This is a genomic window from Streptomyces sp. NPDC044106 (genome assembly GCF_056433985.1).
The window spans coordinates 275,850-287,826 of record NZ_JBWKFZ010000009.1 but is presented as its reverse complement, the minus strand read 5'-3'; the positions used below and the strand labels follow the sequence as shown (position 1 = coordinate 287,826).

The following is an 11,977-nucleotide window of genomic DNA, read 5'->3' as shown; positions in this document are numbered from 1 at the left end:
TGTCTTCCCGGCGTACGAGTGTGCTCTGGCAGGTGCACTGGTAGGTGCTCCGGCAGGTCGACGATAACCGCATGGTTGAAGCCGCCACCAGTTCCGAAAACGGGTCAAGCGGCATTATCCGGACGGAAGGTGGCCGCGCTGTTACGCGAACTCCACGAGTCGTGCGGGACCGTTATCGACGACGGGGCCGAATCATGTGCCTTGCCAGCCAGGACGCGTGGACGCGTGGACGCATGGACGCATGGAGATGCCAATCGTCCGTGACCGGGGGCACGGAATTGGGGCTGGGTGCCGGGCGCCGAGTACTGAGTACCGGGCGCCGGGCGCCAGGCGTCCGCCTGCCATCGGTCAACGGTTGATCGACTGCACCTCCTCGACCGTGATGTCCTGCGTCACCTCGATCGTGCCGTCCGGCATGCCGACCGGATCGGCCTGGCCCGTCCCCGTCCAGCTGATCTCCCAGGTGAGGGCGGCCTTGAGCGGGAGAGTCCGGCCTCCGCTCGAGCGGTGGTAGACGATGCCGCAGGGAGGGGTCTCCTTCGCCTTCCCCTTCGCGTACGGCTCACCGATCCTGTCGCCGACGATGGGGCACTCCCCGGAGGCGGGGAGCATGGTGGCGTCCTCGGTGCCGGGGTCGAGCGTGAGCGACTTGGGCTTGGCGGTCGTAGTCGCCTCGATGTGGAAGCCGGGGACGTTGATCTCCGCCGTGGCCTTCACGTCACCGAAGTCCGCCTTGTCGAGCCAGGCCCAGGTGGGCAGGTTCACCTTCGTGGTGCCGTCGGGTGCGAGGCTGACCTTGGTCTTCGGCAGCTCCATGCGCTGGTAGGCGAGGGCGGCGAGCATTTCCGGCTTGATGGCTTGCTCGTACCGGGGCGGCGGGGCCTCCCCCTTGTCGACCCAGAAGGGGATGTCGCTGCACGAGGTCCGCTTGAGGTAGTCCGGCTCGTCGGGGTTCTCGACGGCGGCCCAGAACATCCCCTCGCCGTCCTTGTCGACGTTGTAGTCCTTGTAGCCGGGGGTGTCGCTCCAGCCGTAGTCGTCCTCGTAGTGGCGCTGCAGCTGATTGATGGCCGCGCCCGCGTGCCCGCCCATGCCGGGCGAGTTCGCGGCCTCCTTGAGCTCCTTGGACATCTTCTCCTTGAACTGCTTGGCGCCGTACATCGGGGCGTACCAGCAGGGTGGGGGCGCCCAGTTGACGTCGGTCGAGGAGACGTTTCCCCTGCTGCGGCCCTTGGCCACGGCTCCGGAGTACTGGACCTTCGCGGCGGCGTAGATGCCGGTGGCGTCGCTTCCGCCTTGTTGTTCAGCGCTCCTTCCGTTGCCGTTGCTGGAGGGTTCCGCGGCATACGCCGGTGCCGCGAGGCCGACGGTTGTGACGGCGAGCGTCAGGACCGCCGCGCCGGCTGCGAGGGATGTGAGGCGTGGTCTGTTCACCGGCACTTCTCCGCCTTCATCTCGACGAACACCTTGGAGGCCTGCCACAGGCCCTGACCCGTGGGGAACTTGGACATCACGATCTTGAAGTAGTCGAAGTCCTCGATGCTGGGCTTGCTCTTCAGGACCTTCCCGGACTTGATCTTTTTGCCGTAGAACTTGCTCGAATCCACGCAGAACGCGACCTCCACCGCCTTGCCGTTGGGGGCGGAGCGCGTGGTGGCCCGGTAGTGGCGCCGGGTGCCGGTGGCCGTCCAGCCGCCCTTGACCCTGTCGTCGATCTGGACCTTCGCGTAATGCAGGCCGTCACCGGTGGAGTACGCAGCCACCGCCGCCTCCTTCGAGGTGCGCTTGTCGACACCCCGGTAGATGGCGCGAACGTAATTGGCGGCGTCATCCATGGCCGCCGCCTCGTCCTTGTCCTTGGGCCTGTCCCAGTCGAAGACCAGCTTCATGTCCTTGGGCAGGGACAGGTCCACACCGTCCGGCTTGTCCTCGTCCGACGCCGCGGCCGGGTCGGCCGACTTCTTCGGCTTCTCAGAGCCCTGGTCCGCTCCGGCGATCTTGTCGTCGCCCTTGGACTTCTCGTCGTTCCCACCACCGCAGGCTGTCAGCAGCAAGGCTGCGGTCGCGGCGAGCGCGGCGGTGACGGGCATGGTGCGGCGGTTCACAGTCGACTCCCGGTGGGGCGTAGTTGTCTCCGACGGGCAGACGCTATCCACGGGGTTATTGATTCCGCCAGGCTCAATAGCGGGACAAGTCACCTGATGCGAGGGGACTGTCACCTGGTCGTGACGCTGGGCCCGGTCGGTGGAGGCTCCGACTGGCGGAAACGGGGCGGGGGACCGGGCGTATCGCCGAACCCCCGGTTCTCGTTGCCCCTGGTGGCGGCGGGAGGCCGCGACACGGCAGTGGGGGAGGGCGGGCCCGATGGGCGAGTACGCGAGGATCGACGACCTGGGCGTCATCCGGGAGATGGGCGTCGGCCTCGGCCGGATCAAGGACGCGTTCGACGGCCTCGGGAAACTGAAGGGGCAGTACGAGGACGACTTCGGTGAGCACGACCTGTCCTGGCAGTTCGGGGACTTCGTCGAAAACTGGGAGAGCCACCGAGAGGAACTCGGGGACGAGATCAAGCGGCTGGGCGAGATCGCGAAGGCGGCGGCGAAGACGTACGAGAGCGTCGACGGCGAACTGGCCGGAGCACTCCGCGAGGCCGACAAGACCGTCAAGAAGAAGTCCTGATGGCCGGCGCGCGCCCCAAAGGCTGGCAGCCGCTGGCGGACCAGGACCCGGTCCCCGGCGATCCCGACCGCCTGGAGCAGCTCGGCCGCAAACTACGCAGGACCGCCGACGAGTTGAAACGCCAGGTCCGTCACCTGAAAGCGGCGTCCGAGGCCGACTCCTGGGACAGTGACGCCGGCAAAGAGTTCCGCGAGAAGGCGAAGAAGTGCCGGGGCCGCCTGGAGGCCGCGCACAAGCGGTACGAGACGGTGGCCGACGCGGTCGGCGACCGCCTCGTGGACCACGGCTCGGACTACGAATCCAACGCGACGGCCCCGCCCGGGAACTACGCCACCGAACTCCACCGGGCGCAGCGGATGGCGGAGATCGCCCGACAGGAGGCGCGGGACGCCGAGGCCGAGAAGAGTGCTGCTCGGAAAGGGCTGGATGTCCTGTCCGGGAAGGAGAAGGGGGCCGGGAAAGGGGGCAGAGAGGACCTGGAGGACAAGGCACAGGCCGCCGGAAAGTCCTTGGAGGCGGCCCGGGGGAAATTGCGGAAGGCTCAGGAAATCCGCGACGCGGCCGCCCGCCGGGCCCGTGAGGCGATCGACGAAGTCATTTCGGGTGACGCTCTCAAGGACGGCTTCTGGGACGACTTCGCGGACTTCGTGGAGGGGGCTTCGAGCTGGAGCGAAGACATCTCCAAGTACGCGGGCCTCGCCGCTCTGGCCGTCGGCTGGATCCCCGTCGTCGGCCAAGGCCTCGCAGGGCTACTGGGCGGCATTTCCATGGTGGCCACGCTGGTCAATATCGCCTGCACGGCGATTCAGGTGGCCATGGGCGACGCGTCCTGGACCAAGCTCGCCACGGCGGCGGTGGGTCTGCTGATGATGGGGGCGGGCAAGGCGATGTCCAAGGTCAGTGGTCGGTATGCGGAGGGGGTGTTGAAGCGTATGAGGGCTGCCAAGGGCGGCAGGCAGACCCCGCGGCAGGGCAAGCGAAACCGCCAGAAGTTCAACCGAGATGTCGCCCACGTCGCAGGTCTTCAGAAGGGTGACATCTCGAATTCCATCCGGGAGCCGGTCACCGAGGTCTTCAAGGGGTCCACTTGGTCGGACGCTTTCAAGGGTGGCTACCGCGAATCGGCACAAGTGCTTCGGGACCGCGGAAATGGGAGCGTCATCAAGGGAGGGTTCAAGTCGTTGTCCCTCTCGGATGCTTCTGTGGCGTCAGACCTCAAGGAAATGAAACACCTGGGAAAGGGTATGAGTGACGGTTTCGCGGTCAACAAAATGTCGAGTCGTGTGACAGCGCTGAACGTAGCCGGTAGCGGGATCACCGCTGGTGGTCTTCTCCTGGACGAGGTGAGCTGATGGAACGAGCGCAGAACGAGGCGACGGGGAGTGGTCCCGCCCCTGAGGAGGACTACATCGTCGACTTTGACTTCGATGACGGCTGGCTCCCCCTGACACTCCACGAAGGCACTCGTGCAGAGGCCCGACGGATGGCGTCAGGCCTTGTGGAGCAGTTCAATCCCCTGCAGCTCGGCGTTAGTAAGGCCTCGCTGCAGGATGAGCTGGAGCAGCTGGCGCTGGGGGCGTTCGAGTCCGGCCCGGTCCTGACAACAGTCGCCTACACGGAGGGCGGCATCCTGCTCGCGGATCTGTCGGTCTTCGTATACGGAGAGGACGATGTCCGGCGGCCCGCCCCAGAGGAGTACCTGCCTCGGTTGGTGAAGTGGTCTTACGCCGAAGTGAAAGGTGATGCACAGGTCTCCGACGTCCACCTGCCTATCGGCCCTGCCGTCCGGGTGCAGGCGGTACTGGCCGAGAAACGGCGCTTTGGCTGGGGTAAGAAGCTGAGCGAAGCGCTCCGGTACGGAGTCTGGCCCGACGGCCAGGAAGAGATCCTGGTGGTCGAGGCCCGGTGGCTGAACTTCGAGCGTACGGACGAGTTGACAAGCCTCGTCGACAGCCTCATGCCCACCATGCGCCTCCTCCCCGTCCCCCCGGAGCCCACCACGGACAACGCCCCCGCCCCCACCGAAAGCTGACATGCCCCTCCGCACCGAGTGGGACTCTCCTCCCGGCAACTACACGATCTTCGTTCCCGCCGGCTGGTTCCAACTGCACCTCGACCCCGGCGAACGCGACCGCGGCATCATCGCGCTGGCCGACCGCCAGTTCGCGGGTGTCGACAACGCACCCGTGCTCAAGGAACGCCTGATGCGGGACCTGCAGAAGCAGGCGAAGAAGGCGCACCGTGAGGGAGGCGTCGAGCTGTACATCTCGCTGTTGACGGTCGAGGGCCTGCCTCTGGCCTCATCGCTGCTCGTGAGCGTGCTCCCGGACGGCTGGCCGGGCTGCCGTACGGCACACGACCTGGCCCGCCGACTGGGCGAGACCGGACGCCTCGCGGAGGTCCGGCGACTGGACGCGGCGGGCGACGCGGTGCGGACCGAGAAGACCGAGGCAGCCGACCCCGCGCGTCAGATGGGCAACACCCTCGCGACGACGACCGTGGCGTACCACGTGCCCGTCCCGGCGAGTAGGAAATGGTTGACCCTGACCTTCTCCACTCCTATGGAAGGCCTTGCCCAGCACATGGTGGGGCTCTTCGACACCGTGGCAGGAACACTGCACTGGGAGTAGGAAACGCCTGCAGCACGTGCGCTGCTCCGTTCCTCCGCAGCTCCTTGCTGCCCGGCCACACCCCGGGAGGAGCGCCGATCATCACAACCCCACCACCGGCCCCCCTCACCAAAATGCGAGCGCCCCTGCCCCCAAGTGACCATGATGGCCCGATGCCCGACGACATTCCCCAGAACCGAACCCAAGCCCCCGCCCCCGCACCGACCCCCACCCCCCACAGAACCCAACCCCCACACTCCGCCGCCGACGAACGCGCCTCCCTCACCGCGTTCCTCCAGTACCAGCGCGAGACCCTCGCCATGAAGTGCGCCGGGCTGACCGCCGAGCAGCTCAAGGAACGGGCCGTGCCGCCCTCCGACATGTCGCTGCTGGGGCTGGTCCGGCACCTCGCCGAGGTCGAGCGGAGCTGGTTCCGCAACGTCCTGAACCGCGAGGCGGCCAGGGCCAACTGGCAGGGCCGGGTCCCCGGCGAGCACGCCGACTTCGACGTGGCGGACGCCGACCCCGACGAGGCGTTCGAGATATGGCACACGGAGTGCGAACGCTCCCGCGCCATCGTGGGCGCCCTGGACTCCCTCGACGCCACCGTCGACTTCCGCGGCGACACGTACTCGCTCCGCTACATCCTCACGCACATGATCGAGGAGTACGCCCGCCACAACGGCCACGCCGACCTGCTCAGGGAGCGGATCGACGGAGCCACCGGGGAGTAGCCCGCGTGGGCAGCCCCGCAGGGCGGCCCCCGTAGGCTGGCGCTCGCATACCAGTCGGACCGGGGACGGGGAGAGTGCCAGCCATGGCCCGCTACACACCACCGCAGACCATCGCGCGCGGCGGATTCAGCATCAAGGTGCCGGAGACGTGGTGGGAGTTCGACGTGCGCCCCGAGTCGCGCGACGCCGCCATCCGGCAGATGATCAACGACCGCGTCCGCGCGCGTCCTGAGCTGGCCCCGCACCGGGACACCTTCGAGGCGTTCCTGCGCAAGGCGGCGAAGGACGCCTGGCAGTCCGGCGCGCTGTACTGCGGCTGCATGGCGGAGAGCTTCGGCGGCGATACGCCGGTCACGGGCTCGGTCACCGTCTCCCTGGTCGGCGCCCGCACCCCGGACGGCGACCTGCTGCCCACCGACCCCGAGCGCATCGTCGCCCAGCTCGGCGTGCGCGAGGCCAGGCGGGAGGGTGACGCGTGGCGGAAGGTGACGACGGTCGACATCCCGGGCGTCGGCCTCGCGGCCCGCACGTACGGCATCGAGGACATCTCCGTGGACGGCGACGAGCGCACGATCCGCGTCGTCCTGATGCAGACGTTCATCCCGGTCCCGGGCGAGAAGGGAAAGGTCGCGCTCGTCTCGGGCAGCAGCCAGATCCTGGACCTGGCGGACTCCTTCTTCGACATTTTCGACGCGGTGACTTCTACGTTCCGCTTTGCGGCGTAGCGGGGACAGCTTTCCCTGATCAGAGGGCTGCAAGTGACTTCGCTTCCGCATACGGTCACTGAAGTGAGTCCTGGATCTGGAGAAGGATCCGACGCCGATGTGCGGGCGGTGGGCAATCCGAAACACGGTGTGCCGAAAGCCCCATGTTCGTCAGGTCAGCATGTGCTCGACCGATTCGGAATCACGGCGGTGACCTGGAGATGACTGAAGAATCCCCCGGGCGTTGGTCCGTGGAGTCCGACCGCGTACTGCGGCCGGCTGGCTGGCACCCCGGGCGTACCGTGCCCACGGCCGAGTGGGAGAGAGTCCTGCACGAACACGGCGGCTTCGAGATTCACGAGGCGGCGCGGCTCTTCCTCGCCGAATTCGGAGGCCTGGCGTGCGAAGAGCGGGGCCCGGGCAGGACGATGGCCCGCATGGGCTTCCGGCTCGACCCTCTCGCGGCCGAATGGGACGACGAGATCTTCGACGTGCTCAGCGAGGAAGCGGGCGCGTATCTGTATCCCGTCGGCGAGGCCGACCGCCGCAACAGCTATCTGGGCATCGCGCCGGACGGCAAGGTCTTTATCGGCATGGACAGTGTCACGCTGCTCGCCGATACCGGCGACGAGGCACTGGAGAAACTCATCGAGGGTATCCGCTGAACCGGGTCATTCGGGAAGGGCGGCCCGGGACCCGGTTGTCCGTCCCGGGCCGCCCGCCCGAATCACCCTGCTGTCAGCGGCGGTTCAACGCCCGTCCGACCTTCTTGCCCGACGGCGACTCGTCCAGCGTCTTCCACAGCTTCGACGAGCTCAGGGACGTGTAGACGCCGGGTGCGCCCTGCGCCCCGCAGCCGTCGCCGTAGGAGACGACGCCGATCAGGATCGGGGCCTCGCGGCCGGGGACCTTGCGGAAGATGGGGCCGCCGCTGTCGCCCTGGCAGGAGTCCTTGTTCTCCACGCCGGCGCAGAAGTTGACCTTCGCGTCGTACTCCTTGTAGCTCGTGCGGCATTCCGCGTGGGAGAGGATCGGGACCTTCACCTGGCGGAGCCGGTCGGGGCTGTGGGTCAGGTCTGTGTCCGTGTTGCCCCAGCCCGCGACCGTCGCCTTCTGGCCCGGGCGGATCAGCGCGTCGGTGCCCTGGGTGGGCAGCTGCACCGCGGAGATGCCGCGGACCGGCTTCGCCAGCTGGAGGAAGGCCACGTCGTACGCCTCCTGGCCCTTGAGGTAGCGCGGGTGCACGACCACGCCGCCCTTGGCGATGTCGCGTATCTGGCCCTGCTTGGCGGAGAGGACGGTACGGCCCACCGCTACTTGGAGGCTCTTCGGCCTGACCGGCTTGCCCGCGTCGTCGACCAGGCAGTGCGCCGCCGTCACGACCGTGTCCGGCGTGACCAGGCTCGCGCCGCAGAACTGACGGTCCCGCACGCTGCCCGGGCCCTTCGACAGGACCGCCGTCATGAAGGGGTACGCGTCGTTCGGGACCTCGGTGCCGCCGATGATCGCGTGCGCGGCGGGGGCGGAGGTGGCGATCATGGCGAGGGCGGCGGTCGTCGCGGCGAGGCCCGCGGCCGCGGAAGCCTTGCGCGTGCGTGTGGGGGTTCTCTTGACACTCATGGGGGGTTGCTTCTCTTTCGTACGACAGGAATTGCTGAACGGCGCAGTGGATTCGCACTGCGCCGTTCCGCAGTGCTTGCTCTGCATTACTGCTCTGTACGCGCGAAAGGTCCGGACCAGAATGCGTCAACAGGGCCGACCGGTACGACACTTGGTCAGCCGTTCAACAAACTCGCACGGTTCCCCTCGCGCTGAAAAGGGAGAGGGGGATGGGGCGGGGGAGGTTCATTCCGCCAGCCATGCGGCCCGAGTTGCGTGGGTTGTGGGGAGGGGTGGGGCGTGTTCGGTGGGGGCGTGAGGCTCGGCGGACGGGAACCGGTCAGTCCCCCCGCCGCGTCCTTCTGGAGGCTGACGGATCATGGTGCAGGGCACCCGGCGCTCCGTTCGCGTACGCACACGATCCTCATCCCCCGAGGGCCAGGAACGGCATCGGAACCGGGGGGCGTGGATTGCGCGTGGATAACGATGGGGCGTGTGAGCTTCGCGATCTTTAACGCGCCTTGAGGGGCTTATGTGCTGCTGATACGGTGCGATGACTTGACACTGGGTCCGGGACTGAATGGGGCGGGGGCTCAATACCTCGCCCGGGACGGGCAAGAGAGTCGCGAGTGTCACGAATGAACAAAATTGACCGAATCTTCTTGGGTGTGCGGGGAGCAGTTGCGTGAAGATCCAGGAGCGTACGGGGGCGGGCAGCAACCGCTCCGCCGCGCCGGTTCAGCCGACGGTCGGTGAGCGCCTTCCCGCGCCGCCTCGCGAGCGCAAACCGGCACTTGCCGCACTTGCCGTGCTCCTCATCCTCGTCGGCGCGCTCGGCGCCACCGTGCTCGTGCTGCGCGCCGGTGACCGCATCGAGGTCGTGCGGGTGACCGCGCCCATCGCGGCGGGCGAGTCGCCCGCCGAGGGGAAGAACATCGACCACGTGATGGTCGCCGAGGGCAGTGGGATCAACTACGTGAAGTGGGAGCAGCGCGGCGCCCTCGAGAAGCTGAAGGCCAAGAGCGCCATCCCCGCGGGCGCCGTCGCCGTCGGAGAGATGTTCGCCAAGAAGACCGGCCTGCCCGCGGGCAAGGCCTCCGTCGGACTCTCCCTCAAGGAGGGCCAGTACCCCTCCGACCTGAAGGTCGGCGACACCGTCGCCGCCTACCCCGTCGTCTCCGGCACCTCCACCCGCAGGGGGTCGGGCGGCAGCAGCGGCTCCGCCTCCGGCGACCCGCTGGTCGCCGCCGCCAAGGTGAACACCATCGCGGACAAGAGCGACTCGACCATCAGCACCGGCAACCAGAGCATCACGCTCCTCGTCCCGCAGGAGGAGGTCGCCGCCCTGGCCAGCGCCGCTTCCGAGGGCAAGGTCGTTGTCGCCCGCGTCTCCGACAACAACAACTAGAGGCGAGTACAAGAGACATGGCGCTCATCGCTCTCGCCGCCGACAAGGGCTCCCCCGGCGTCACCACCGCCGCCGTCGCGCTCGCCGCCGTCTGGCCGCGCCGCGTGCTGGTCGCGGAGACCGACCCCGCGGGCGGCGACCTGGTCTACCGCAGCGCCGCCGCGCACGGCGGCCCGCTCAACCCCAACACCGGCATGCTCTCCATCGCGGCCACCGCGCGCCGCGGGCTCGTGCCCGACCAACTCTGGGACCACACCCAGCCGTTGAGCGGCGGGCTCGAAGTCCTCGTCGGGCTCGGCATCGCCGAGCAGGCCGCCGGGCTCGCCGGGATCTGGCCGACGCTCGGCCGCGCCTTCGCCCAGCTCGCCGACTCACCCAACGCGCCCGCCGACGTCATAGCGGACTGCGGCCGGATCAGCGGCGACACCCCGGCCGTCGAGCTGTTCGGGCACGCGGCGCTCGTGCTGCTCGTCTCGCGCACCGAGCCCGAGGCCATCGCCCGCGTCCGGGACCGCGCCGCGGCCCTCGCGGCCAAACTGCACGGCGGTGCGCGCGGCGCCGCCTCGCTGGCCCAGCCCCTCATCGGCGTACTCCTGATCGCGGACCCGGCGACGTCCGCGAAACTCGTCCACCAGGTCAACGACATGCTGATGGCCGCGCAGACCGGTGCCCGCGTCGTCGGCACCCTCGCCGACGACCCGGCCGGCGCCGACCAGCTGGCCGGGCGCAAGCGCGGACGGCTCGACAAGTCGCTGCTCATCCGCTCCGCGCGCAAGGTCACCGTCGACCTGTACCAGCAGTACGGCGCCGCCTGGACCAACCCCGTCGCGCAGCATCCCGGGGCGGGCCGATGAGCACGCCCGTCGATCACCAGCTGGTGAAGCGGTTCCGGCAGGACGCCGGTGACCGCATCGCCGAGCAGCGCCGCCTCGACCAGGTCTCCGGCGTCACCCCGATGTCGGGCGAGGACGAGCGGCACTACGCCCGCGCCGTCATCGCGCAGATCCTGGAGGAGTACGCGCGCGCGGAGATCAACGCCGGGCGCACCCCCCTCGACGCGGAGACCGAGGAGCAGTACGCGGCCGCCGTGCACGCCGCGCTCTTCGGCGTCGGACGGCTGCAGCCGCTGCTCGACGACCCCGAGGTCGAGAACATCGACATCAACGGCTGCGATCAGGTCTTCGTCGGATACGCCGACGGCCGCGAGGCCAAGGCCGACCCGGTCGCCGAGACGGACGAGGAACTCGTCGAGCTCATCCAGGTGCTCGGCGCGTACTCGGGCCTGTCCTCGCGTCCCTTCGACTCCGCCAACCCGCAGCTCGACCTGCGGCTGCCCGACGGTTCACGTCTGTCGGCGGTCATGGACGTCACGCGCCGCCCCGCGCTCTCCATCCGCCGCGCCCGCATGGGCAAGGTCTTCATGTCGGACCTGGTGGGGAACGGGACCCTGACCCCCGAGATCGGGCACTTCCTCGCCTGCGCCGTCCGCGCCCGCAAGAACATCATGATCGCGGGCGCGACCAACGCGGGAAAGACCACGCTCCTTCGCGCCCTCGCCAACGAGATTCCGCCGCACGAGCGTCTGGTGACCGTCGAGCGTGCCCTGGAGCTCGGCCTCGACCAGTTCGCCGACCTGCACCCGAACGTCGTCGCGTTCGAGGAGCGGCTGCCCAACTCCGAGGGCCAGGGCGAGATCTCGATGGCGGAGCTGGTGCGCCGCTCGCTGCGCATGAACCCCTCGCGCGTCATCGTCGGTGAGGTGCTCGGCGACGAGATCGTGACGATGCTGAACGCGATGTCGCAGGGCAACGACGGCTCGCTCTCCACGATCCACGCCAACAGCTCCAGCGAGGTCTTCAACCGCATTTCCACCTACGCCCTCCAGGCCAGCGAACGCCTGCCCATCGAGGCGAGCCAGATGCTGGTGGCGGGCGCGGTCAACTTCGTCGTCTTCATCCAGCGGCGCAACAACTACCAGTCCGGCGGCAAGCTCCAGCGCATGGTGACCTCGGTCCGCGAGGTCAACGGCGTCGACGGCCGCGTCCTGTCCAGCGAGGTCTTCGCGGAGGCGCCGGACGGCCGTGTCGTCGCGCACGCGCCGATCGCCTGCATGGACGACCTGGCCGCGTTCGGCTACCGCCCCGCCGGGCAATGGGGGTGAGCACGACATGAACACACTTGGTACCGGTACCGGTACGGGCGTCGGCGCACCGGACGCCGGCGCGCTCGCCGCGGGCGGCCTCG

At 68.6% G+C, this 11,977-nt stretch carries 13 protein-coding genes; 10 read left to right on the top strand and 3 right to left on the bottom strand.

From position 1 onward, the window contains the following. Positions 1-348 precede the first annotated feature (348 nt). Positions 349-1,434 (bottom strand): hypothetical protein, encoded by a 1,086-nt coding sequence (locus tag AC07DI_RS18640; protein ID WP_478905245.1) that lies wholly within the window; start codon positions 1,432-1,434, stop codon positions 349-351. Then, positions 1,431-2,105 (bottom strand): hypothetical protein, encoded by a 675-nt coding sequence (locus tag AC07DI_RS18635; RefSeq protein ID WP_478905244.1) that lies wholly within the window; start codon positions 2,103-2,105, stop codon positions 1,431-1,433. The genes AC07DI_RS18640 and AC07DI_RS18635 overlap by 4 nt, the downstream gene beginning before the upstream one ends. 259 nt (positions 2,106-2,364) lie before the next feature. Between AC07DI_RS18635 and AC07DI_RS18630 the strand changes: the two genes are divergently transcribed. From AC07DI_RS18630 to AC07DI_RS18600, 7 genes are all read left to right on the top strand, one after another. After that, positions 2,365-2,679 carry a hypothetical protein gene (locus AC07DI_RS18630; protein ID WP_478905243.1) on the top strand — a complete coding sequence of 105 codons (315 nt, stop codon included), beginning with the start codon at positions 2,365-2,367 and terminating at the stop codon, positions 2,677-2,679. Then, positions 2,679-4,031 carry a hypothetical protein gene (locus AC07DI_RS18625; protein ID WP_478905242.1) on the top strand — a complete coding sequence of 451 codons (1,353 nt, stop codon included), beginning with the start codon at positions 2,679-2,681 and terminating at the stop codon, positions 4,029-4,031. The genes AC07DI_RS18630 and AC07DI_RS18625 overlap by 1 nt, the downstream gene beginning before the upstream one ends. Continuing rightward, entirely contained in the window at positions 4,031-4,711 is a 681-nt protein-coding gene (locus AC07DI_RS18620) for a hypothetical protein (RefSeq protein WP_478905241.1), read from the top strand. Before AC07DI_RS18625 ends, AC07DI_RS18620 begins: the two co-directional genes overlap by 1 nt. A 1-nt stretch (position 4,712) precedes the next feature. After that, entirely contained in the window at positions 4,713-5,309 is a 597-nt protein-coding gene (locus AC07DI_RS18615; RefSeq protein ID WP_384250662.1) for a hypothetical protein, read from the top strand. 152 nt (positions 5,310-5,461) lie between these two features. Beyond that, the gene (locus AC07DI_RS18610; RefSeq protein WP_478905240.1) at positions 5,462-6,022 is read left to right on the top strand and encodes a DinB family protein; all 561 of its coding nucleotides are present in this window, start codon (positions 5,462-5,464) and stop codon (positions 6,020-6,022) included. 83 nt (positions 6,023-6,105) lie between these two features. Then, complete coding sequence (locus AC07DI_RS18605) at positions 6,106-6,747, top strand: hypothetical protein (protein WP_478905239.1); 642 nt, start codon at positions 6,106-6,108, stop codon at positions 6,745-6,747. Positions 6,748-6,947: 200 nt separating this feature from the next. Beyond that, entirely contained in the window at positions 6,948-7,391 is a 444-nt protein-coding gene (locus AC07DI_RS18600) for an SUKH-3 domain-containing protein (RefSeq protein ID WP_478905238.1), read from the top strand. Between the two features lie 73 nt (positions 7,392-7,464). Here AC07DI_RS18600 and AC07DI_RS18595 read toward each other — a convergent pair whose 3' ends face one another. Continuing rightward, a complete protein-coding gene (locus AC07DI_RS18595; RefSeq protein WP_478905237.1) occupies positions 7,465-8,346 on the bottom strand; it encodes a S1 family peptidase in 882 nt (293 codons plus the stop codon). Between the two features lie 664 nt (positions 8,347-9,010). On the opposite strand from AC07DI_RS18595, the gene AC07DI_RS18590 reads away from it, so the two are divergent. The 3 genes from AC07DI_RS18590 to AC07DI_RS18580 are packed head-to-tail and all read left to right on the top strand — an operon-like array spanning position 9,011 to position 11,894. Continuing rightward, positions 9,011-9,733 (top strand): hypothetical protein, encoded by a 723-nt coding sequence (locus AC07DI_RS18590; protein WP_478905236.1) that lies wholly within the window; start codon positions 9,011-9,013, stop codon positions 9,731-9,733. A gap of 17 nt (positions 9,734-9,750) precedes the next feature. Further along, positions 9,751-10,587, top strand: coding sequence for a hypothetical protein (locus AC07DI_RS18585; RefSeq protein WP_384250648.1), 837 nt, complete (start codon positions 9,751-9,753; stop codon positions 10,585-10,587). Continuing rightward, positions 10,584-11,894 carry a TadA family conjugal transfer-associated ATPase gene (locus AC07DI_RS18580; protein WP_384250646.1) on the top strand — a complete coding sequence of 437 codons (1,311 nt, stop codon included), beginning with the start codon at positions 10,584-10,586 and terminating at the stop codon, positions 11,892-11,894. Before AC07DI_RS18585 ends, AC07DI_RS18580 begins: the two co-directional genes overlap by 4 nt. Positions 11,895-11,977: the final 83 nt, after the last annotated feature.